Below are 21,383 nucleotides of genomic sequence, written 5' to 3' on the forward strand. Positions count from 1 at the left end.
GAACCCACGTGCTCCTCACTCTCGCGGGGTTTCGGCCTCGGGCGGGGCGTCGTCGAAGACGAGACCCAGGGCGGCCACGCAGTGGTCGAACTTCTCGCGCAGCTCCTTCTCGTCCGCCCCGCCGGTGTAGATGTGCGCCAGCTCGAAGCTGTAACTGTCCTGCCCGGGCAGCTCCGAGAGCCTGGTGCCCTCCTCGGGGATCACCTCGATGCGCACGCCCGGGGTCTCCCGCTCGATGCGGTCGATCTCCTCGCGGCTCGGCACCCGGCGCACCACGCCGTCGGTGAACCAGCGGTGGTACCACTTCGCGGCCATCGCGTACGGGCCCTCGCGGTGCGGCATGCGCGGGTTGTCGCCGAGGGCGAGGCTGATCATGCAGTGGTGGTTGGGCACGCCGTCGACGTACTGGAACAACTCGGCGTGCGACTGGGAGTGCCGGGGGTTGATCTCCAGCAGGTTGATCTCCTGCGTGTGCGGGTCGTAGAAGTACTCGATGCTGAAGGTGGCCGAGTCCATGCCGATCTGCCGCATCACGCGCTCGCTGACGTCGTGGAGCTGCGCGATGACCGGTGCCGGCAGCGTCGAGGGGTACTGGTGGCGCTGGAAGCAGGGGGAGTCCGGGTAGTTGATGGAGTCCAGGACGCCGTAGACCGTCACCTCGCCCTGATGGACGTAGCCCTCGACGGCGACCTGCACGCCGGACATCGACTCCTCGGCCAGGCAGACCCGGCCGCCCACGCCGTCCATCTCCGGCGGCAGGTCGACGCGTTCGAGGATGTGCTCGAAGGGGCGGCCGATGCGGGAGATGCCGTCGCGGATCTCGGCGACCGCCTTGTGGAACTCCTCCTCGTCAGCGACGCCGAAGGCGAGTTCGGAGGAGTACGACAGCGCGGGCTTGACCCACATCGGGAACCGCACGCCGTCGGGCGGGCGGGGTGGTTCGGCCGACAGGTCGACCCGGCCGAAGCGCGGGTGCCGGTCGGTGGCCTTCCGCTGTTCCAGCCGGCTCCAGTACTTGTGCTCGCACTTGACCACGGACGCCAGGCTCGTGCTGCGGGTGCCGTAGCGCTCGCTCAGGATCGGGACGAGGGTGCTGACCGGGAAGTCCCAGTAGCCGACGATCGCGTCGACGCTGCCGTCGAAGCCGTCCAGCACGCTCTGCGCCTTGTCCAGCAGCGTGGGCAGGTGCACCTCGCCGACCTGGAGTTCCTCGACGGTCAACAGCTGGTGAAAACGCAGCCGTTCGGCTCCGGGGACCTGCCGGAGCGTGGGCAGATTGGCCTCGTCGAGCCCGATCACGAAGACGTTCTTGACCGTCTCGTCAGACACGGCTCTCCTTCCGCTGTCCGGCTCGAACGGCCGGGGTTTGCAAGATCGTCGGAGTACCCCTCGTGCCCGACGGCAATCCGGTCCGGCCCCTCGCCCGTCCTTTGCGACCGCTCTCCGAGACGGTGAACATGGCCGCCGCTGTGGTGGGAACGCGGTGCGGGGAAGTACGGCGCGGACCGGGACGAGCCGGCCCGCGCCGTGGACGACACCGGAGAAAGGGAAGCCGTGCATCACGAGGAGGAACAGTCCGCACCGCAGGTCGTGTCCGAACCGGCGCCGCCCTACGACTCCGACAAGCAGCCGCGGCCCGGCATCGAGGCCGACATGCGCACCGCGCCGCGCTACCGGGCGAGCCGCTACCGGGCCAGCGGGAAGCTGGAGGGCAAGGCCGCGCTGATCACCGGCGGCGACTCGGGCATCGGACGGGCCGTGGCCCTGCTGTACGCGCGGGAGGGCGCCGACGTCGCCCTCGTGCACCTGCCCGAGGAGCAGGTGGACGCGGAGCGGGTACGGCGCGAGGTGGAGGAGCAGGGCCGACGCTGTCTGCTGCTGCCCGGCGACCTCACCGACCCGGAGTTCTGCGGCCGGGCCGTCGAGCGGACCGTCGCGGAGCTGGGCGGGCTGAACATCCTGGTGAGCAACGCGGCGTACCTCAACAGCAAGCTGGAACTGGAGCAGTTGACCGCGGAGGACTTCGACCGGACGTTCAAGACGAACGTCTACGCGTACTTCCATCTGCTCATGGCGGCACTGCCCCACCTGGAGCCCGGTGACGCCGTCATCGCCACCGCGACCGAAGAGGCCCTCAAGGGCAGCACGACGATGATCGACTACGCGGCGTCCAAGGCCGCGCTGATCACGCTGACCAAGTCCGTCGCCGTGCACCTGGCCAAGCGGGGCGTCCGCGCGAACGTCGTGGCGCCCGGCCCGACCTGGACGCCGCTGAACGAGGCCGACCCGCACATGCCGCCGGACGGGCTCGCGCAGATCGGCAGCGAGGCCCCGCTGGAGCGCGCCGCCCAGCCGGAGGAGATCGCACCCACGTACGTCTACCTCGCCTCCGACGCCGACTCCAGCTACACGGTCGGCGAGGTCATCGCGGTGACCGGCGGCATCGTGGACACGCGGTAGCCGGGGCCGGCGAGAGCCCGGCGACGAGGCCCGCAGAGGGTTCGCGGGAGGTTCCGCGGAGGGCCCGGCGGAGGGCCACGCGTAGGGCCCGGTGAAGGGCTGCGCGGAGGGCCCGGGGGAGTGGGCGGGGCGACGTCGGCGGTACGGACCGCCGGGGCGGCGAGGGCGGGTGGGCCGTCGGGCCGACCTGGTCGGGCGGACTACCGGGGCGACGTCGGCAGCGGGGACCGCCGGGGCGACGCGGACCGCCGGGCCGACGTGGGCGGGCGGACCGCCGGGTGCCCGAGCCCCGCGGGTGAACCCGGTGCACACGGGTACTCGCCGGGCATGATCAGGCGCGCGCTGTGGCAGGGTCTCCTCGCCGGCACCGCCGGCGGCGTCGTGATGACCCTCGGTGAGAAGGCCGAGCAGGCGGTCACCGGCCGGCCCGGCTCCCATGTGCCCGCGCGGGTGCTGCAGCGTCTGACCGGGATGCCCGAGCACCCCGGCACCCAGCCGCTGTCGCTCAACTGGGCCATGCACTACGGCCAGGCAGCCCTCCTCGGCGTGCTGCGCTCGGTGATGTCCCAGGCGGGGCTGCGCGGACCGGTCGCCTCCGCCCAGTTCACCGTCGTCCGCCTCACCAACGACCAGATCCTGGAGAACGCGACCGGAGTCGGCGCCCCGCCCCCCACCTGGCCCCGCGGGGAACTCGTCGTCGACGTCCTGCACAAGGCCGTCTACGCCTTCGTCACCGGAGCCGTCGCCGACGCCCTCGCGGCCCGCACCGGTCCCGGTCCCGGGCAGCGCCACGCCGCGCTCCGCCCGGGCCGCCACTCCGACGTCGGCCCCCTGCCCCGCCGGGACGCCTACGGGCGGTGACCCGCGCGAGCAGCGGCTGCTCGGCCCGGACGTTCGAGCCGTGGCGGCGCGGTCTCAGATGGCCGCGCGGACGGCCCGTTCGAAGCCCTCGACGTGACTCCGGGCGAGCCGCGCCGCCCGCTCCGGCTCGCCCGCGACGATCGCCTCGATCAGCGGCCCGTGCTCCTCCACATGCCCGGCCATGTCGGAGAGCCGGTCGAGGAACAGGCACCAGATGCGGGTGGCCAGGTTGTCGTGGCGGACGAGGGTGTCCTCCAGGTACGGGTTGTGCGCGGCGGCGTAGACCGCGCGGTGCACCCGGAGGTCCAGGTGCATGAGCGCGGTGGCGTCCTGCCGCCGGGAGTCCGCGCCCCGCAGCTGCTGCCGCAGAGCCGTCAGGGCGGCCCGGTCCGCTGCCGTGGCCCGCCGCGCGGCCTGGGCGGCGGCCAGCGGTTCCAGCTCCTGGCGCACCTCGGAGATGTGGGCCAGGTCCGTGATGTTGACCTCCGTGGCGAAGGTGCCGCGCCGGGGGTAGGTCGTGATCAGCCGCTCGTACTGGAGGCGCTTGAGCGCCTCGCGCACCGGCGTCCGTCCGACGCCGAGGGACTGGGCCAGTTGCTCCTCGTGGATCGGCGCGCCCGGGCGGATCTCGAGCATGACGAGGCGGTCGCGGATGGCGCGGTAGGCGCGCTCGGCGAGGGACAGCTCCTCGCCCGCCCGCTCACCCTGCCCGGGCTCGGTCGTCAGCTGCTGCATCAATGCCCCCTTGACCTGTCCGGCGAGCTCCCATACCGTACCGCACAGTCTGATATATCAGTTGCGCATTAGTCGGCTACCAGGATGGTGCACAGATGGCAACCAGCCCGTCGACCCGCACAGCCGCCTCCCCCCTCGCCCTCCCGCTCGGCGAACTCGACCCGGAGATCGCCGCCGCCCTCCACGCCGAGCTGGACCGCCAGCAGTCGACCCTCGAGATGATCGCCTCGGAGAACTTCGCCCCGGCCGCCGTCATGGAGGCCCAAGGCTCGGTGCTGACCAACAAGTACGCCGAGGGCTACCCGGGCCGCCGCTACTACGGCGGCTGCGAGCACGTCGACGTCGTCGAGCAGATCGCCATCGACCGGGTGAAGGAGCTGTTCGGCGCCGAGCACGCCAACGTGCAGCCGCACTCGGGCGCCCAGGCCAACGCCGCCGCGATGTCCGCGCTGCTCAAGCCCGGCGACACGATCCTCGGCCTCGACCTGGCGCACGGCGGTCATCTGACCCACGGCATGCGCCTCAACTACTCCGGCAAGCTGTACGACGTCGTGCCGTACCACGTGCGCGAGTCCGACCTGCGCGTCGACATGGACGAGGTCGAGCGGCTCGCCCGCGCGCACCGGCCGAAGATGATCGTCGCCGGCTGGTCGGCCTACCCCCGCCGGCTCGACTTCGCCGCGTTCCGGCGGATCGCCGACCAGGTGGGCGCGTATCTGCTGGTGGACATGGCGCACTTCGCCGGTCTGGTCGCCGCGGGTCTGCACCCGAACCCGGTCCCGTACGCCGACGTCGTCACGACCACCACCCACAAGACCCTCGGCGGCCCCCGCGGCGGTGTCGTCCTCAGCCGGGCCGACCTCGCCAAGAAGATCGACTCGGCGGTGTTCCCGGGGCAGCAGGGCGGTCCGCTGGAGCATGTCGTCGCGGCGAAGGCGGTCGCCTTCAAGGTCGCGGCGGGGGAGGAGTTCCGGGAGCGCCAGCAGCGCACCCTGCACGGCGCCCGCATCCTGGCCGGACGGCTGCTGGCGGACGACGTGGCCGAGGCCGGGATCACCGTGCTGACCGGCGGCACCGAAGTCCACCTGGTCCTCGTCGACCTGCGCGGTTCCGCACTCGACGGGCGCCAGGCCGAGGACCGGCTGCACCGCGTCGGCATCACCGTCAACCGCAACGCGGTGCCGTTCGACCCGCGCCCGCCGATGGTGTCGTCGGGGCTGCGGATCGGCACCCCGGCGCTGGCCACCCGGGGCTTCGGCGAGACGGAGTTCCGCGAGGTCGCCGACATCATCGCCGAGGCCCTGAAGGGGGACCGGGCCGAGGACGAACTGCGCGCCCGCGTCGGGAAGCTCGCCGCCGCCTTCCCCCTCTACGACCACCTGAAGGGAGCCGCGGCATGACCGCCGAACCGCTGCCGGAGCACCCGGACTTCCTCTGGCGCACCCCCGAGCCGCGCTCCTCGTACGACGTCGTCATCGTCGGCGCGGGCGGCCACGGCCTGGCCACCGCCTACTACCTCGCCAAGAACCACGGCATCACCCGCGTCGCCGTCCTGGAGAAGGGCTGGCTGGCCGGCGGCAACATGGCCCGCAACACCACGATCATCCGCTCCAACTACCTGTGGGACGAGAGCGCCGCCATCTACGAGCACGCCCTCAAGCTGTGGGAGCGGCTCCCGGAGGAGCTGGACTACGACTTCCTGTTCAGCCAGCGCGGCGTCCTCAACCTCGCCCACACCCTCCAGGACGTCCGCGAGGGCGTGCGCCGCGTGGGCGCCAACCGGCTCAACGGAGTCGACGCCGAGTGGCTCGAACCGGACGAGGTCGCCAAGGTCTGCCCCATCCTCAACGTCTCCCCGCGCACCCGCTACCCGGTCCTCGGCGCCACCTTCCAGCCCCGGGCCGGCATCGCCAAGCACGACCACGTCGCCTGGGCGCTGGCCCGCCGCGCCGACGAGCTGGGCGTCGACCTGATCCAGGGCTGCGAGGTCACCGGCTTCCTCAAGGACGGCGACCGGGTCGTGGGCGTCGAGACCAGCCTCGGCCGCATCCACGCGGGCCGGGTCGGTCTCGCGGCGGCCGGGCACAGCAGCGTGCTGGCCGAGCGGGCGGGCGTCCGGCTGCCGGTGCAGTCCCATCCGCTCCAGGCGCTGGTCTCCGAGCTGCACGAGCCGGTGCACCCGACGGTCGTCATGTCCAACCACGTGCACGTCTACGTCTCCCAGGCCCACAAGGGCGAGCTGGTGATGGGCGCGGGCGTCGACTCCTACAACGGCTACGGGCAGCGCGGCTCCTTCCATGTGATCGAGCAGCAGATGGCCGCCGCCGTCGAGCTGTTCCCCGTCTTCGCCCGCGCGCACGTGCTGCGCACCTGGGGCGGCATCGTCGACGTCACCCCGGACGCCTCCCCGATCATCGGCGCCACCCCCGTCGAGAACCTCTACGTCAACTGCGGCTGGGGCACCGGCGGGTTCAAGGCCACCCCGGCCGCCGGCTGGACCTTCGCGCACACCCTCGCGACCGGCGAGCCGCATCCGCTGAACGCCCCCTTCGCCCTCGAACGCTTCACGACGGGCGCCCTGATCGACGAACACGGCGCGGCGGCCGTGGCCCATTGAGGAGACCGATCGTGCTGCTGATCACCTGCCCGTGGTGCGGTCCACGGGACGAGACCGAGTACCACTACGGCGGACAGGCCCACGTCCCCTACCCGGAGGCCCCCGCGGACCTCACCGACGAGCAGTGGGCCGCGTACGTCTTCTACCGCGACAACCCCAAGGGCCCCTTCGCCGAACGGTGGATGCACGGCACCGGCTGCCGCCGCTGGTTCAACGTCCTGCGCGACACCGCCACCCACGAGGTGCTCGCCTCCTATCGGCTCGACGAGCCCCGCCCCGGAGGGAACCGATGACCGACCAGCACTTCCGGCTCCGGCAGGGTGGCCGTATCGACCGCGGCACCGTGCTGCGGTTCACCGTCGACGGACGCGAACTGACCGGCCACCCCGGCGACACCGTCGCCTCGGCCATGCTGGCGAACGGCCTCGTCGAGGTCGCCCCGTCCCTCTACCGGGGCCGCCCGCGCGGCATCGTCGCCGCGGGTGCCGAGGAGCCCAACGCGCTGCTGCGCGTCGACGGCCCCTGTTCGGAGAGCATGCTCCCGGCGACGACCGTGGAGCTCTACGACGGCCTGTCCGCCACCACGCTCTCCGGGACGGGCCGGCTCGACCCGGCCCCCGACCCGGCCGTCTACGACAAGAAGTACGTCCACACGGACGTCCTCGTCGTCGGCGCCGGACCGGCCGGGCTGTCGGCCGCCGCCGCTGCCGCCGCCTCCGGTGCCCGCGTGCTCCTCGTCGACGAACAGCCCGGAACGGGTGACTGGGACGGCGCCGCCGAGGCGCGCGCGGTCCTCGACGCCGCTCCCGAGACCGTCGTACTGCACCGCACCACGGCCTTCGGGTCGTACGACGACAACTATGTGCTCGCCCTCCAGCGGCGCACCGACCACCTCGGACCCGCCGCCCCCGAAGGCGTCTCGCGGCAGCGCCTGTGGCACATCCGCGCCCGCCAGGTGATCCTGGCGACGGGCGCGCACGAGCGTCCGCTGGTCTTCGCCGGCAACGACCGGCCCGGGGTGATGCTCGCCGGTGCCGTGCGCACGTACCTCGACCGGTACGCCGTGGCTCCCGGTTCGCGGGCCGTGGTGAGCACCACCAACGACAGCGCCTACGACACGGTCGCCGCCCTGCACGCCGCCGGGATCGCCGTCGCCGCCGTCGTGGACGCACGCCCCGGACTGTCCCGGCGGGCCGCCGAGATCGCGGCGGCGACCGGGGTGCGCGTGCTGACGGGCAGCGCGGTGGTCGACACGTCGGGGGACCGCCGGCTCACGGGTGTCACCGTCCGGCCCCTCGACGAGGACGGGCCCGAGGCCGGATTCGACTGCGATCTGCTCGCCGTCTCCGGCGGCTGGAGCCCCGTCGTGCACCTGCACAGCCAACGCCAGGGGCGGCTGCGCTGGGACGAGGAGCTGGTCGCGTTCGTCCCCGAGGGGAGCGTCCGGAACCAGCAGGTGGTGGGTGCGGCGCGCGGGACGTTCGACCACGACCGCTGCCGTGCGGAGGGGACGCGCGCGGGTGCGGTGGCCGCCACGCAGGCCGGGTTCCCGGTGCCCGTGCCGTCGCCCGCCGACCCGCGGCCGGCCGGTCCGACCCGCGCCCTGTGGCTGGTGCCGGGCCCCGACGACGGCTGGGACACCCACTTCGTCGACCTCCAGCGCGATGTCACCGTCGCCGACGTACGGCGCTCCACCGGCGCCGGTATGCGCGGCGTCGAGCACGTCAAGCGCTACACCTCCCTCGGCACGGCCAACGACCAGGGCAAGACGTCCGGCGTCAACGCGATCGGCGTGATCGCCGAACTCCTCGGCGGCGCACCGGGGGAGATCGGCACCACGGCCTACCGGGCGCCGTACACCCCGGTCGCCTTCGCCGCCCTGGCCGGGCGGGAACGCGGCGAGCTGTTCGACCCCGAGCGGACCACCTCCCTCCACAGCTGGCATGTCGCGCAGGGGGCGCTGTTCGAGGACGTCGGGCAGTGGAAGCGCCCCCGGTACTACCCCCGGCCCGGCGAGGACATGGACGCGGCCGTCGCGCGCGAGTGCCGGGCGGCCCGCGAGGGCGTGGCGTTCATGGACGCCTCCACCCTCGGCAAGATCGAGCTCCGGGGCGCGGACGCGGGCGAGTTCCTCGACCGGATCTACACCAACGCCTTCAAGAAGCTGAAGCCCGGCACGGCCCGCTACGGCGTGATGTGCAGGCCCGACGGCATGATCTTCGACGACGGCGTGACCCTGCGCCTCGACGACGACCGCTACTTCATGACCACCACGACCGGCAACGCCGCCGCCGTCCTGGACTGGCTGGAGGAGTGGCTGCAGACCGAGTGGCCCGAACTCGACGTGACCTGCACGTCGGTGACCGAGCAGTGGGCGACCGTCGCCGTCGTCGGCCCCCGCTCGCGCGACGTGGTCGCCCACCTCGCCCCCGACGTCGACTTCTCCAACGAGGCCTTCCCGTTCATGGCCTTCCGCGAGACCACCCTGGCCTCCGGCGTCCCCGCCCGCATCTGCCGGATCTCCTTCTCCGGCGAACTCGCCTACGAGATCAACGTCTCCGCCTGGTACGGCCTGGCGGTGTGGGAGGAGGTGTACGCGATCGGGCGGCCGTACGGCATCACCCCGTACGGCACCGAGACCATGCACGTCCTGCGCGCCGAGAAGGGCTACATCATCGTCGGCCAGGACACCGACGGCACGGTCACCCCGCAGGACGCGGGCATGTCCTGGGTGGTCTCCCCGCGGAAGGACTTCATCGGGAAACGGTCCTTCTCCCGCGCCGACACCGCCCGCACCGACCGCAAGCAACTGGTCGGTCTCCTGCCGAGCGACCGCACGACCCGGCTGCCCGAGGGCACCCAGCTCGTCGCGCCGGACGTCTCCTTCGAGACGGTGCCCGTGCCGATGCTCGGGCACGTCACCTCCAGCTACCGCAGCCCGGCCCTCGGCCGCCCCTTCGCCCTGGCGCTCGTCGCCGACGGGCGGGCCAGGATCGGCGAGACCCTGCTCGCCCCGGTGGGCGAGGACCTCGTGCCCGTCGAGGTGACGGACTGCGTCCTCTACGACCCGGAAGGGACCAAGCGCGATGGCTGAGCCGACGATCGAGGCGGGCCCGGTGGCCCTGCGCAGGAGCCCGCTGGAGCATCTGGAGGAGCGGATGCGTGCCGCCGCCGTCCCCGGCACCCGGGGCGTCACGCTGGCGGAGCGGCCCTTCGCGACCATGGTGAACCTGCGTGTCGGCCCCGGCTCCGAAGCGGCGGACCGGATCGAGCGGACGCTGGGGGCGCGGCTCCCTCGCCGGTGCGGCGACACCACCTCGTCCGGGCCCCACACGGTCGTCTGGCTGGGCCCCGACGAGTGGCTGGTCCTCTCCCGGGCCGAAGGGGCCGCCCTGACCGCCGAGTTGCGCACGGCGCTCGGGCCGGGCCGGGGCTCGGCCGTCGACGTCTCCGCCAACCGCACGACGCTGGAGCTGAGCGGCCCGTCGTCCCGTCAGGTATTGGAGAAGGGCTGCCCGCTCGACCTGCATCCCCGGGCCTTCGGCCCCGGGCGGGCGGTGTCGACCACCGTGGGCCCCGTGGCGGTGCTGCTCTGGCAGGTCGACGAGGCGCCGACGTACCGCCTCCTCCCGCGCTCCTCGTTCGCCGACTACCTGGCGCGGTGGCTCATCGACGCGATGGGGGAGTTCCGGGGGCCCGAGGTGCCGTGACCGGGGTGCCGGACGGTGGCCCTCCGCCGCAGGCCCGCCCTCGGGCCCGGTGCACGCGGATCGCAGGGCGCCGCGTTCGTCAGCCCGTCAGGCGTTCCGCCAGCAGGAACAGGCCGATGACGATCATCAGCGCGCCGGAGGCGCGGGTGACCGTCCGGGCCGCGGCGGGCCTGGTCCTCAGGACCGTGCGGGCCAGGACGCCGACGGCGAGGTAGACGACGGCGCAGACGGTCATGTGCAGCGAGCCGAGCAGGCCGGTCTGCGTGGCGACCGGCCAGCCGCCCGCCGGGTCGATGAACTGCGGGAACAGCGAGAAGTACAGCAGCAGCGCCTTCGGGTTCAACCCGCTGGTGCCGACACCCTTGAGCATGATCCGCCCCGGGGACGGGCCGGCGGGGCCGGCCCCCTCCGCCGATGCCGTCAGAGCGGCCGGCCGCCTCAGCACGCCCCAGCCGAGCCACACCAGATAGCCGGCCCCGGCCAGGGTCAGCGCGGTGAGCAGGGTGCCCGAACTCGCCACGACCACCACCAGGCCCCCGACCGCGAGCAGCGTGTACCCCGCGTATCCGGCGACCAGCCCGGCGACCGCCGGAACGACCGACCGGTCCCTGAGGCCCGCGGTGATCGCGTAGGCCCAGTCCGCTCCCGGGGTGAACACCAGCAGGAGATCCACCGCGAGGAATGCCGCCAGCGTCGTCGTGTCCATGGACCGGTCCCTCTCACGTGCCTTGTCGCGAGAGGAAGGCTAGGCCGGATCTGCCCGAAGGTGCTTTCTTCTTTCCCCCTTGATCGCGGGTTCTGGGGCAGAATCTTCTCCATGGACGCCCTGGACCGGAAAATTCTTACCGAGCTGCAGCTGGACGGCCGGCTCACCGTGACCGAGCTGGCCGCGCGCGTGAAGCTGAGCGTCTCGCCCTGCCACCGCCGGCTGCGCGACCTCGAACGCGAGGGAGCGATCCGCGGCTACCGGGCGGTCGTGGACCCGGCCGCCGTGGGCCTCGACTTCGAAGCCCTCGTCTTCGTCACCCTGCGCTGGGAGGACGCCGACACCGTCACCGCGTTCGAGGAGGCGGTGGCCGCCGTCCCCCATGTGCTCCAGGCCCAGCGCCTGTTCGGCGAGCCCGACTACCTCCTGCGCGTCGCCACCGCCGACCTGGCCGCCTTCCAGCAGCTCTACGACCAGCGCCTCGCCCGGCTGCCCGGCGTGCAGCGCCTGACCTCCACCCTCGTGATGAAACACGTCGTGGACGACCGGCCGCTGCCCGAATAGGCGCCCCCTGAGCGGTACTCAGCCGCCGAGGCCGCCCGCGAACGGCATCGTCCGCCACTGCTCCACGGCCGGCTTCAACGCGTCCACGAGCAGGGGCAACTGCGGCGCCAGCGCGAGACACGCCACCGCCCGGGACATGCCCACGGCGTTGACGACCCGCAGCACGCCCTCGTCCAGCCGCCGCAGACCCCGGCGCTCGGCGGCGGCGTCGTACGCGGCCTCGCACTCCGGGCCGAGAGCCGCCAGGTCCCACTCGACCGGGCCGAGCGTGGTCAGCTCGAAGTCGGAGTACAGGTCGCCGTGCGGGGCGGAGACGATGTTGGCCGCGGGGGAGTCGCCGTGGATCGGCTGGAACTCGATCCCGGGGAACGCCGCCTCGAAACCGGCGCGCGAGCTGACGACGGGCTCCAGGACCTCCCACTCACGCCGCGCGCGGTCCAGGTCGGCCGGGTCCAGGAGGTCCGGACGCCCTTCGAGCGCGGCGAGCCCGTCCGTGACGAACCGCGGCTCGGCCGCCGACAGGAACGGCAGCTCGCCCGGGTACCCGCGCAGCGCGGCGTGCAGATCGGCGACCAGGCCGGCCTGGCGCACGTAGTCCGGTTCGACGCTCTGGTCCAGCTCGACGAACTGCCAGAACGTCATGGAGAAACCGTCGCGCCGCACCGGCTCGCGCGGCACCAGCGGACTCGGCGGAATCACCGGGTGGCCCTGTTCCGCCAGCCACGCCACCACATCGAGCTCCAGCCGCTGCCGCGCCGACTGGTAGGCGGCATCGGCGTACGGCGGCAGGACGGTGGGCACCCGCACCACCACGGGCGACGGAGCGAGGTGCACCACGACCGAGAAGACGTCGTAGAGCACCCGCGCCTCGGTCACCGCGAGCCCCAGATCACGCCCGGCGGCGACGGCCGCGGAGAAAGCGCGGGACGAGCGGGCGGCCAACTGATCCGGCGTCATGAACCCCTGCATGGCGGCGATGGTGTCACGCCGGATCCGGCGGCGCGACGGGTTAAAACCGGCGCCGCCCGGCTCCGGCCGCGGTGCACCCCCGGCGCAGACCCTCGAACTGCGGGACGCCGTCCTTCGGTCCGCTACCTGCACAAGCTGTTCGAGCCGGAGGGCGGCACGGCCTGGGCGGCGAAGCACACGAGGAGACGGCAGGGCGGGAACGTACCGGCAGGCCGGCGCGTTGCCCATGAGTTCGCCCACGCCGTCGACCCGAGGGAGCATCGTGCCCGACACCTCGCCCGCCACCTCCACCGCACTCCCCGCACTCCCGGCCCTGAGCGCGCAGGCCGAGCGGCTGATCGAACTGGGAGTGCACGAGATCGCCGGGCTGTCCGCCGAGGAGATCCGTACGTTCGCCGCCGAGACCGACGGCGGCGACGCCCTGCTGGTCGTGCACCCGGACCGGGCCCCGGCCTCCGCCCTCGCACCGCTGCTCCACCGCGACGGCAAACCCGGCTTCGTCGTCGTCGACATGCCCGACGTCGACGAGTTCACCCCGTACGGGCTCGACCTGCCCGACGCCCCGCTCTACCTCGTCACCGGCGTCGACCGCGGCGACTACATGGGCAACTGGTCGCCGGACGAGGCACTGCCCGCCCTCACCGAGGAGGAGCGCACCCCGCTGGTGCTCACCGAAGGCATCCACTGGGTGCTCCAGCAGCCCGAGGCCCTGGAGCGCAACCGCTGCTTCATGACCATCGGCTCCCGGCTGCGCAAGGCCGACGGCACGCTGGACGCCCGCACCCCGGCGATCTGGATCAGCAACGGCACCGGGCGGGACGGCGTCGAGCGCCGCAACGCCCCGAAGGTCGGCTGGTGCTGGTGGAACAACCGGCACACCTGGCTGGGCTTCGCCTCCGCCACGGGACGCGGGAAGTAACACCGGGGCGCCGACGCGGGCCGCGTCACCGCTCGAACCGGAGGGCCGGCACCGGCCGGCCCTCGGTCACGGCGGCGCGGCCCGCCCGGGCGTCGCCGTGCACATCCGCCGGGACGTCGCCTTCCAGCGCGAGCGCGGTGTGGTGCCGGAGGGGTTCCGGGGAGGAGGAGGGCTCAGAACCTGGGGCGTGGGGACTGGGACTGGACGAGTTCCGCCGCCTCCGCCTCCGTCTCGACGGACGGCGGGGAGCCTGCCAGGGGCTTGTTGGCGGTCTCCCGCATGCACAGCACGGCGATCACACCGACGGCCGCGGCGGCCGTGGCGTAGTAGGCCGGCATGAGGGTCGAGTCGAAGGCGCTGATCAGGGCGGTGATCACCAGCGGTGTCGTGCCGCCGAAGACCGAGGTGGCCAGGTTGTAGGCGACCGACAGGGACCCGTAGCGGACATGCGTCGGAAAGATCGCCGGGAGCGCCGCCGACATCGTGCCGAGCATCGTCACCAGCGACAGCCCCATCAGCAGCAGCCCCAGGGCGATGAGGACGACACTGCCCTGCCGGATGAGCAGGAAGGACGGCAGGGAGAGGAACAAAAAGCCCAGCATCCCCGTCATCAGCAGCGGCCGGCGCCCGAAGCGGTCCGAGAGCCGCCCGACCTGGTTGATCAGGCACATCTGCAGGACCATCACGATGAGCAGGATCAGCAGCCCGTGGTTGGTCCCGTAGCCCAGTTCGTCGGACAGGTACGTCGGCATGTACGAGAGCAGCATGTAGTCGGTGATGTTGTACGCCGCGACGAGCGCGAGGCACAGCAGCAGCGGCCGCCAGTAGCGCGTGAAGATCTTGCCGAGGTCGGCGGCGGCCGAGGTCTCCACGGCCTCCGCGGCCTCGCTCGCCTTCACCTGGCCGCCCTCCAGCTTCTGGAAGGCGGGCGTCTCGTCCAGCTTCAGCCGCAGGTAGAGGCCGATGAAGCCGAGCGGCGCCGCGATCAGGAAGGGGACGCGCCAGCCCCACGCCAGCATCTGCTCGTCACTGAGGAGGCTCTGCAGGACGACGACGAGGCCGGACGCCCCGACGTACCCGGCGAGGGTGCCCAGCTCCAGGAAGGAGCCGAAGAAACCGCGCCGCTTGTCGGGCGCGTACTCCGCGATGAAGGTCGAGGCGCCGCCGTACTCCCCGCCGGTCGAGAAGCCCTGCACCAGCCGGAAGAAGATCAGCAGGGCCGGGGCCCAGAGGCCGATGACGGCGTGCGAGGGGATGAGCCCGATGGCGAACGTCCCCACGGCCATCATGATCATGGTGAGGGAGAGGATGCGCTTGCGGCCGACCTTGTCGCCGAGCGGCCCGAAGACCATGCCGCCGAGGGGGCGGACCAGGAAGGCCACCGCGAACGTCGCGAAGGAACTCAGCAACTGGGCGGTGTCGTTCCCCGAGGGGAAGAAGACCTTCCCGATGGTCGAGGCCAGATAGCTGTAGATGCCGAAGTCGTACCACTCCATCGCGTTGCCGAGGGCGGCGGCCTTGGTGGCGCGCTTGACCGCCGCCTCGTCGGTCACGGTGATGTCGCTGCGGCGCAGCTTCGGGTGGCGTCGCTTCTCGATCGCCCGGAACAGCACGCGGTGCCGTCTCACAGCCGCCGGGTCCACCGACTCGTCGTTGTCGGGCGCCGCCATTACGTCGTTCCTTTCGCCGGTCGTCTTTCCAAGCACAACGCCTGCACAGATCTCGCGCGCTCAAACGAACCCCTTCGCGCGGCGTCCGCTCGACTACCGTGCGTAGTGCACGGGTGCTCAGGGTGAGAGCCGGGTCCCGTCCGGCCCGGCCGGTGTGTGCCGGTGCCCCGGCCGGGGAACCTGGTTCGCCCGAGTGCGGCTGATGAGAGCTGATGAGAGGAGCCCATGTGACCGCATCAGCGCCGGGCGGGCGGGACCAGGGCGCGTGGACGGGCGGCGAGGAGCCGGACCCGCGCCGCTGGCGGGCCCTGTGGGTCACCCTGGTGGCCGGCTTCATGAGCCTGCTGGACGTGTCGATCGTGGCGGTGGCCCTGCCCACCGTCCAGCGGGAACTGCACGCCTCCGCCGCGCAGGTGCAGTGGGTGGTGTCCGGATACGCCCTGACTTTCGGCCTGGCCCTCGTCACCGCCGGCCGCCTCGGCGACGCGCTGGACCGGCGCCGCATCTTCCTGCTCGCCCTCAGCGGCTTCGTGCTGTTCAGCGCGGCCTGCGGAGCGGCACCCACCATCACCTCGCTGGTGGCGGCCCGTCTCGCCCAGGGCCTGGCGGCCGGCTTCATGGCCCCGCAGAACTCCGCGCTCATCCAGCAGATGTTCCGCGGCGCCGAACGCGGCCGCGCCTTCGGTTTCTTCGGCGCCACCGTCGGCGTCTCCTCCGCGGTGGGCCCCCTCGCCGGCGGTCTGATCCTCGCGCTGGCCGACGGCCCCCAGGGCTGGCGCTGGATCTTCTACATCAACGTCCCCATCGGCATCCTCGCCGTGCTGCTGGGCCGCCGCCTGCTGCCCCGCACCCGGCGCTCCGGCCGGGGGCACGTGGACCTGCCGGGCGTGCTGCTCCTCGGCCTCGGCGTCCTCGCGCTCATGTACCCGCTGGTGCAGGCCGAGGCCGGCGGCCTCACCCGCCTGTGGTGGCTGTTCCCCGTCGGCGCCGTCCTGCTCGTCGTCTTCATCCGGTGGCAGCGCCGCCTCGTCGCCCGGGACACCCAGCCGCTGCTCGACCCGCGCCTGTTCACCACCGTGCGCGGCTACGCCGTCGGCGCCGGCGTCGGCACGCTCTACTTCATCGGCTTCAGCGGTGTCTGGCTGGTCTTCGCCCTCTTCTACCAGCAGGGGCTCGGCTACTCTCCGCTCCGGTCCGCCCTCGCCGTGACCCCCTTCGCGGTCGGCTCGGCCTGCGCGGCCGCGGTCTCCGGCCGGCTGGTGGACCGGCTCGGCCGGCTGCTGACCGTGGGCGGGCTCACGGGAGTGATCCTCGGACTCGGCGGCACCGCGCTGCTGCTGCGCCTCGCGCCCCTCGGCATCGCGCCCTGGCTGGCCGCCCCGGCCCTGTTCCTCGGTGGCCTCGGCGGCGGCTGCGTGATCTCCCCCAACATCACCATGACCCTGCGGGACGTCCCCGTGCGCATGGCCGGCGCGGCGGGCGGGGCCCTGCAGACCGGCCAGCGGCTCGGCGCCGCCGTGGGCACCGCCGCGCTGCCCGGGCTCTTCTACCTGGTGCTGAGCGGGACCGACGACTACCGGGGCGCCCTCGTCGCCGCGATGGGCGCCGGCCTCGTCGGCATGGCGGCGTCCCTGGCCCTCGCGACGTACGACTGGAGGCGCGACCGACGGACGGACCGACCGCACCCGAAGTGCCCGGACGACGTCGCCCACAGCCCCGTGCACGCCCGGCAGACATAGGGGGTGTGCGAATCCCGCCTGCCGCACGGCGCCGGGCACGGCCCGACCTCCGGTCGCACGACGGACGGCAGGCCCTGGCCCTCAGCCGGCCTGTGGCCGAGGTGTCCGCGGGACGGGCGGCGCGTCGCCCGTCAGGCTTTGACCCTCAGCCCGCCTGCGGCTGAGGCGTCTGCGGGACGGCGGGCGCGTCGTCCGTCAGCTCGCCGCGGAGGGCGGCCAGGGTGAAGGCCGTCACGGACGCCAGGCCGAGCAGGGCGAGCGGCCCCCAGATCGCCGGTATCGACCAGAGCGGCCAGTCGTTGGCCGACTGCGCCCACAGCGTCAGGATCGCCGTGATGCCCAGGACGACGCCGTGCCACCGCACCACGGTCGCGGCTGCCGCATGGCGCCGACGGCCCCGGGCGAGGAGCGCCCACGCCCCTCCCACCAGGGCCGGCAGCCCGAACGAGACACAGGAGAGCGCGCCGCCCAGCCGGTCCTCGGGCCAGCCGACGGGGCCGGAGGAGGTCGGCTGCCGCCGCCCCTCGGCGTCCCGGACCTCGACGACCTCCCCGTGCCAGACCAGACCGACGACCTTCTCGCCCGGCTCCATCTCGGACAGGACGGGCTCGGTGTCCCGGAACGTCACCCGCCACGGCTCACCGGACGGCGGCACCAACTCCGCCTCCGGCGACTCGCGCCGCTCGTTGCGGTGCAGGTCGGCGGTCCGCACGGTGAAGCCCTGCTCCCACACGCAGCCCGACGCCCGCACCGGAACCGAGGCGCAGGCCGGCGCGGCCCGGAACTCCCGCTCCCGCTCCAGCGCGCCACGCACCTGGAAGGCCGACACCACTCCGACGACGACAGCCAGCACACCGAACAGCAGCCACGCGACGGACCGCGGCCAGGCGACGGACCGCTGCGACACGCGCGTCGACGACCCCACCGCGTCACACCCCCCTCGGCCGAACCCCGCGGACAGAGCCCGCCGCACCACGTCAGGGCCGGCGGCCCTCCGACCGGGAGAGTGTGCCAGCGGCCCGCGTGTCCGTCGAGCCGGGGGCCCGCCCACTCCCCGGCCCCGCCAGGTCCAGCCGGAGCAGCAGCCGGTCCTCGCCCGGCCCGTAGTAGTCCCTGCGCACGTCTCCCTCGGCGACGAAACCCAGCGACTTGTACAGCCCCAGGGCCGCTTCGTTGGCGGGGTGGACCGCCAGGCGGGCCTCGACGGCACCGTCGGTCCCCAAGCGGTGCAGCGCCTCGGTCATCAGCCGCCGGCCGAGCCCGCGTCCGCGCCGGGCCCGCGCGACCCCGAGGCTCAGGATCCAGCCGAAGCCGTCCACCGCTCTGCTCACCAGGACGTATCCGTCGAGGCCCGCACGCCCTTCGAGGACGAGCAGACCCTCGCGGTACGCGTCGATGAACTGCCGGAGCACCAGATGCCGGTACGGGTTCGCCGGGAAGGCCTCCTTGTCGAGGCGTACGAGCTGGGCCAGGTCCTCGGCCCGGACCGTCCGGATCCGCGCGTCACCGTGCGACACCGGGGAGTGGGGCGACTCGGCGGACGGCGAAGGACGATCTCCCGGCAGAGCTGGCATCCGCCCAGCATCGCGTGGCGCGACCGGGCCGTTCAAGAGGACGGACGGTGCTTTTCCCCCGGCTGCTGCAATGCGCCCCGCTTGCCACCGCCGCCGCGGTGGATGGCGCGAAGAGGGGCCCCAGGGCGCGACCCCGTTGATACCTTGGGGCATGGAATCGAGATCACCAGGAGAACTCCCGCGACGGAACGCGGACGCGCCCTGGGACCATTTCGACACCCGGGCCTACATCGAGCACAACTACCGGAGCGTTTCCGATGTGGACGCGGAGATCATATCGATAGTCCGTGACCATTTCGCCGATCACTTCTCCCGGAATGCCGATCATTTCTCCCGGAATCCTGAACGCCCGGCCCGCGGTATCGACGTGGGAGCCGGCGCGAACCTGTATCCGGCTCTCGCGATGCTGCCCTGGTGCGAGCAGATCACCCTGCTCGACCGCTCCCGGAACAACTACCGTTATCTCAGGGAACAGCGAGACGGCTACGACCCGGCCTGGGACCAGTTCTGGGACATCCTGAGCCGGGACCGGGCCTACGCCGCGCTCACCCATGAACGGAGGGAGAAATTCCGGCAGGTGGTGCGCGTCGAGCAGAACGATCTCTTCAATCTGACCGACCGGCAGGGGAGCTGGTCCCTCGGGACCATGTTCTTCGTCGCCGAATCCCTCTCCACCTCCTACGAGGAGTTCCAGCACGGAGTGGAGTGCTTCCTGCGCGCACTCGCCCCCGGCGCGCCCTTCGCGGCCGCGTTCATGGAACATTCGAAGGGCTATGAGGTGGGCGGACAGTGGTTTCCCGCCTGTGACGTGAGCGAATCACAGGTCTACGACTGCATGGCGGGATGGTCGGGAAAGCTGGAGACCCGTCATGTCGGCCGGCCGAACGAAGTGCGCGCGGGATACACCGGAATGATCGTTGCTTGCGGATTCCGCGATCCGGGTATCTCCTGAATCCCCCGCCCGGGAGGTGTGACCCGTGCTCGTCATCGCCGCCTCCGACAAGGGAGGCACCGGCCGCTCCGTCACCAGCGCGAACCTCGCCTACCAGCGGGCGCTGCGCGGTGACGACGTGTGCTACGTGGACTTCGACTTCGGCTCGGCGACCTCGGCCGCCGTCTTCGACGTGCCGGAAGCCGCTCACGGCGTGGCGGAAGGCGGCCTGCACACCTACCTGGAGGGCGGCAGCGGCGAGCCGCTCCGGCTCGACGTCTGGCAGCGGACCGAGCATCCGGTGCTGCTCGGCAGGCCCCACGGCTCCGGCCGGCTCGTCCTGTTACCGGGGGACGTGCACGGCGGCGAGTTCGCCACGGACGAGGAGAACCTCAACCTGTGCGTCGACCTCCTGCTCAGGCTGAACAGCGAGTTCGACCTCGTGATCGTCGACCTGAGCGCGGGACGCAGCTACGCGATGGACATGGTGCTGGAGGCCACCGCCCGGTACACCATGCGCGCCATCGAGACCCGCTGGCTGGTCTTCCACCGCTGGACCCGCCAGCACGTGAACGCCGTGCACGGCCTGGTCTTCGACCGGCACGGCATCCTGCACGCCGGGGCGGACCGGGGACACGACCGGGACAGACTCGGCGCGTCCGTCCGCTTCGTCCGCACCGCCGTCCCCGACCTGGAGGCGGTGCTGTGGTCCCAGGTGCCGCCCGCCCAGGCCGCGTGGATGCGCTGGTGCGACAACCAACTGACCAGACTCGCCACGCAACTGGGGGTGGGGGACAGCAGGGTCCTCGGCACCGTCCCCCTGGAACCCGTCCTCCAGTGGCGCGAGCAACTGATCACCGAGGAGGACGTGCTCTCCCTCCAGATCGCCGGCAAGGACACCCTCGAGGCACTGGAGGAACTCGCCCGGCGGCTGACCGACGACACGTACTGGGAGCTGCCGTGACGGAAGCCGTATTCCAGGAGACCACCGCGGAGCCCCGGACCCAGTCCGTGCCGCTGTCCCATCTGTCGCTGGAGCTCGGGCACCTGTACATGGAGGACTTCGAGGGCGGCCCCGAGCGGCTGCGCCGGCACTTCGAACGGGTCCGGCCGTGGGTGGACGCGGTCCACGCGGACGCCGCCGCCCAGGCGGGCGGCAGACGCCCGCGGATCAGCACCTGCTTCCTCGTCGACGACTACTTCACCCGCTTCTCCACGCCCGCCGACGTCGTACCGGCCCTCGTCGCGGAGGCCGGGCGGGCCGGACTCGTCATCGACTACCTGGCCAGGGAGTCCGGGTGCGCCGTCGCGGACAGGGTCCCGCTCGCCGAGTCCGTGGTCGCCCGACTCGTCGAGTCACCCCCGCCGGGCAGCCACGGCCTGCGCCCGCCGGTGAGCGAGACGGGCTGGCTCGCCAACGGCGAGCGGACCCCCGCACCCCGCACGGCACAGGCGATGCGCAGAGCCGGCACCTGGCGCCCGCCCCGGGAGACCTCGGCCCGCCGGCACTCCGTCTTCCTGGACGTCGAGCTGTGGAGCGACGGCGAGGACGGACGGCGGCTCTGGTCCTGCCCCCTCCTCGCGGCGGTCTGGCAGCTGGCCCGCCTCGGCCTGCTGCGGAACGCGGGCGAGGCCGTCCTCACCCCGCGCCCCGGGGACACCGGGCGGCTGCCGGACGACTGGGACGAACTCCCGCCGCTGCTCCGGCTCAACGCCTCCGCCGCCCCCTTCAGCGCCTACCGCACCTGCTCCGTGCTGCCGCACCGCTTCCTGCCGGTCGAGCACGCCGTACGGGTCGTCCTCGACCAGACCGAGGTGGACGCCGGCGCGCTCAGGCAGGTCGCCGAGCGGTCCGCCCGCGAAGGCGCCCCGGTGCCCGAGGCCGTCGCCGACCGCGTCTCCTACGTCTTCCACGCGGGGCCCTGACC

20 protein-coding genes are annotated in these 21,383 nt (G+C 72.7%); 13 read left to right on the forward strand and 7 right to left on the reverse strand.

The genetic code is table 11. From position 1 onward, the window contains the following. Positions 1-15 precede the first annotated feature (15 nt). Positions 16-1,329 carry an ATP-grasp domain-containing protein gene (locus ABZ386_RS06640; RefSeq protein WP_358963927.1) on the reverse strand — a complete coding sequence of 438 codons (1,314 nt, stop codon included), beginning with the start codon at positions 1,327-1,329 and terminating at the stop codon, positions 16-18. Positions 1,330-1,554: 225 nt separating this feature from the next. Between ABZ386_RS06640 and ABZ386_RS06645 the strand changes: the two genes are divergently transcribed. Then, positions 1,555-2,460, forward strand: a complete 906-nt coding sequence (locus ABZ386_RS06645) for an SDR family oxidoreductase (RefSeq protein WP_356617938.1) — start codon at positions 1,555-1,557, stop codon at positions 2,458-2,460. A gap of 327 nt (positions 2,461-2,787) precedes the next feature. Further along, entirely contained in the window at positions 2,788-3,321 is a 534-nt protein-coding gene (locus ABZ386_RS06650) for a hypothetical protein (protein WP_356617937.1), read from the forward strand. 54 nt (positions 3,322-3,375) lie between these two features. Here the strand turns inward: ABZ386_RS06650 and ABZ386_RS06655 are convergent, their stop codons facing one another. Beyond that, the gene (locus ABZ386_RS06655; protein ID WP_351336966.1) at positions 3,376-4,056 is read right to left on the reverse strand and encodes a GntR family transcriptional regulator; all 681 of its coding nucleotides are present in this window, start codon (positions 4,054-4,056) and stop codon (positions 3,376-3,378) included. 95 nt (positions 4,057-4,151) lie between these two features. Here ABZ386_RS06655 and glyA point away from each other — a divergent pair, with 95 nt between their 5' ends. The 5 genes from glyA to ABZ386_RS06680 are packed head-to-tail and all read left to right on the forward strand — an operon-like array spanning position 4,152 to position 10,383. Continuing rightward, complete coding sequence (gene glyA, locus ABZ386_RS06660) at positions 4,152-5,456, forward strand: serine hydroxymethyltransferase (protein ID WP_358963932.1); 1,305 nt, start codon at positions 4,152-4,154, stop codon at positions 5,454-5,456. Next, positions 5,453-6,673 carry a sarcosine oxidase subunit beta family protein gene (locus ABZ386_RS06665; RefSeq protein ID WP_355720182.1) on the forward strand — a complete coding sequence of 407 codons (1,221 nt, stop codon included), beginning with the start codon at positions 5,453-5,455 and terminating at the stop codon, positions 6,671-6,673. The genes glyA and ABZ386_RS06665 overlap by 4 nt, the downstream gene beginning before the upstream one ends. Before the next feature lie 11 nt (positions 6,674-6,684). Continuing rightward, entirely contained in the window at positions 6,685-6,966 is a 282-nt protein-coding gene (locus ABZ386_RS06670; protein ID WP_358963934.1) for a sarcosine oxidase subunit delta, read from the forward strand. Beyond that, positions 6,963-9,767: a 2Fe-2S iron-sulfur cluster-binding protein gene (locus ABZ386_RS06675; protein ID WP_358963936.1), complete on the forward strand. Its 2,805-nt coding sequence runs from the start codon at positions 6,963-6,965 to the stop codon at positions 9,765-9,767. Before ABZ386_RS06670 ends, ABZ386_RS06675 begins: the two co-directional genes overlap by 4 nt. Beyond that, positions 9,760-10,383, forward strand: a complete 624-nt coding sequence (locus ABZ386_RS06680) for a sarcosine oxidase subunit gamma family protein (protein WP_356500770.1) — start codon at positions 9,760-9,762, stop codon at positions 10,381-10,383. Before ABZ386_RS06675 ends, ABZ386_RS06680 begins: the two co-directional genes overlap by 8 nt. A 79-nt stretch (positions 10,384-10,462) precedes the next feature. Here the strand turns inward: ABZ386_RS06680 and ABZ386_RS06685 are convergent, their stop codons facing one another. After that, a complete protein-coding gene (locus tag ABZ386_RS06685) occupies positions 10,463-11,089 on the reverse strand; it encodes a LysE family translocator (protein ID WP_355720172.1) in 627 nt (208 codons plus the stop codon). Between the two features lie 111 nt (positions 11,090-11,200). Here ABZ386_RS06685 and ABZ386_RS06690 point away from each other — a divergent pair, with 111 nt between their 5' ends. Continuing rightward, on the forward strand, positions 11,201-11,653 hold the full coding sequence (locus ABZ386_RS06690; RefSeq protein ID WP_114250585.1) for an Lrp/AsnC family transcriptional regulator: 453 nt from the start codon (positions 11,201-11,203) through the stop codon (positions 11,651-11,653). An 18-nt stretch (positions 11,654-11,671) separates the two neighbouring features. On the opposite strand, the gene ABZ386_RS06695 is transcribed toward ABZ386_RS06690, so the two are convergent. Continuing rightward, positions 11,672-12,622, reverse strand: a complete 951-nt coding sequence (locus ABZ386_RS06695) for an aminoglycoside phosphotransferase family protein (protein ID WP_351336947.1) — start codon at positions 12,620-12,622, stop codon at positions 11,672-11,674. Between the two features lie 262 nt (positions 12,623-12,884). Between ABZ386_RS06695 and ABZ386_RS06700 the strand changes: the two genes are divergently transcribed. Beyond that, the gene (locus ABZ386_RS06700) at positions 12,885-13,541 is read left to right on the forward strand and encodes a DUF5701 family protein (RefSeq protein WP_358963940.1); all 657 of its coding nucleotides are present in this window, start codon (positions 12,885-12,887) and stop codon (positions 13,539-13,541) included. A gap of 173 nt (positions 13,542-13,714) precedes the next feature. Here ABZ386_RS06700 and proP read toward each other — a convergent pair whose 3' ends face one another. Next, positions 13,715-15,211 carry a glycine betaine/L-proline transporter ProP gene (gene proP / locus ABZ386_RS06705; protein ID WP_351336943.1) on the reverse strand — a complete coding sequence of 499 codons (1,497 nt, stop codon included), beginning with the start codon at positions 15,209-15,211 and terminating at the stop codon, positions 13,715-13,717. Between the two features lie 227 nt (positions 15,212-15,438). Here proP and ABZ386_RS06710 point away from each other — a divergent pair, with 227 nt between their 5' ends. Beyond that, a complete protein-coding gene (locus ABZ386_RS06710; protein WP_358963943.1) occupies positions 15,439-16,950 on the forward strand; it encodes an MFS transporter in 1,512 nt (503 codons plus the stop codon). 145 nt (positions 16,951-17,095) lie between these two features. Here ABZ386_RS06710 and ABZ386_RS06715 read toward each other — a convergent pair whose 3' ends face one another. Continuing rightward, positions 17,096-17,857 carry a hypothetical protein gene (locus tag ABZ386_RS06715; protein ID WP_358963946.1) on the reverse strand — a complete coding sequence of 254 codons (762 nt, stop codon included), beginning with the start codon at positions 17,855-17,857 and terminating at the stop codon, positions 17,096-17,098. Positions 17,858-17,927: 70 nt separating this feature from the next. Continuing rightward, entirely contained in the window at positions 17,928-18,524 is a 597-nt protein-coding gene (locus tag ABZ386_RS06720) for a GNAT family N-acetyltransferase (protein WP_358963948.1), read from the reverse strand. Between the two features lie 151 nt (positions 18,525-18,675). Between ABZ386_RS06720 and ABZ386_RS06725 the strand changes: the two genes are divergently transcribed. The 3 genes from ABZ386_RS06725 to ABZ386_RS06735 are packed head-to-tail and all read left to right on the forward strand — an operon-like array spanning position 18,676 to position 21,381. Continuing rightward, the gene (locus ABZ386_RS06725) at positions 18,676-19,476 is read left to right on the forward strand and encodes an SCO2525 family SAM-dependent methyltransferase (protein WP_355725773.1); all 801 of its coding nucleotides are present in this window, start codon (positions 18,676-18,678) and stop codon (positions 19,474-19,476) included. Between the two features lie 25 nt (positions 19,477-19,501). Beyond that, positions 19,502-20,419, forward strand: coding sequence for an SCO2523 family variant P-loop protein (locus ABZ386_RS06730; protein ID WP_358963950.1), 918 nt, complete (start codon positions 19,502-19,504; stop codon positions 20,417-20,419). Next, complete coding sequence (locus ABZ386_RS06735; RefSeq protein ID WP_351336927.1) at positions 20,416-21,381, forward strand: SCO2522 family protein; 966 nt, start codon at positions 20,416-20,418, stop codon at positions 21,379-21,381. The genes ABZ386_RS06730 and ABZ386_RS06735 overlap by 4 nt, the downstream gene beginning before the upstream one ends. Positions 21,382-21,383 lie beyond the last annotated feature (2 nt).

Source organism: Streptomyces sp. NPDC006140 (assembly GCF_040628815.1).
Classification (GTDB): Bacteria; Actinomycetota; Actinomycetes; order Streptomycetales; family Streptomycetaceae; genus Streptomyces.

What these genes read in the sequence shown, in the direction of transcription:
- ABZ386_RS06650 (WP_356617937.1), top strand. Translation starts at nt 2,788, where the DNA reads ATGATCAGGCGCGCGCTGTGGCAGGGTCTCCTCGCCGGCACCGCCGGC.
- ABZ386_RS06655 (WP_351336966.1), bottom strand. Translation starts at nt 4,056, where the DNA reads ATGCAGCAGCTGACGACCGAGCCCGGGCAGGGTGAGCGGGCGGGCGAG.
- glyA (WP_358963932.1), top strand. Translation starts at nt 4,152, where the DNA reads ATGGCAACCAGCCCGTCGACCCGCACAGCCGCCTCCCCCCTCGCCCTC.
- ABZ386_RS06665 (WP_355720182.1), top strand. Translation starts at nt 5,453, where the DNA reads ATGACCGCCGAACCGCTGCCGGAGCACCCGGACTTCCTCTGGCGCACC.
- ABZ386_RS06675 (WP_358963936.1), top strand. Translation starts at nt 6,963, where the DNA reads ATGACCGACCAGCACTTCCGGCTCCGGCAGGGTGGCCGTATCGACCGC.
- ABZ386_RS06680 (WP_356500770.1), top strand. Translation starts at nt 9,760, where the DNA reads ATGGCTGAGCCGACGATCGAGGCGGGCCCGGTGGCCCTGCGCAGGAGC.
- ABZ386_RS06685 (WP_355720172.1), bottom strand. Translation starts at nt 11,089, where the DNA reads ATGGACACGACGACGCTGGCGGCATTCCTCGCGGTGGATCTCCTGCTG.
- ABZ386_RS06690 (WP_114250585.1), top strand. Translation starts at nt 11,201, where the DNA reads ATGGACGCCCTGGACCGGAAAATTCTTACCGAGCTGCAGCTGGACGGC.
- ABZ386_RS06695 (WP_351336947.1), bottom strand. Translation starts at nt 12,622, where the DNA reads ATGCAGGGGTTCATGACGCCGGATCAGTTGGCCGCCCGCTCGTCCCGC.
- proP (WP_351336943.1), bottom strand. Translation starts at nt 15,211, where the DNA reads ATGGCGGCGCCCGACAACGACGAGTCGGTGGACCCGGCGGCTGTGAGA.
- ABZ386_RS06720 (WP_358963948.1), bottom strand. Translation starts at nt 18,524, where the DNA reads ATGCCAGCTCTGCCGGGAGATCGTCCTTCGCCGTCCGCCGAGTCGCCC.
- ABZ386_RS06725 (WP_355725773.1), top strand. Translation starts at nt 18,676, where the DNA reads ATGGAATCGAGATCACCAGGAGAACTCCCGCGACGGAACGCGGACGCG.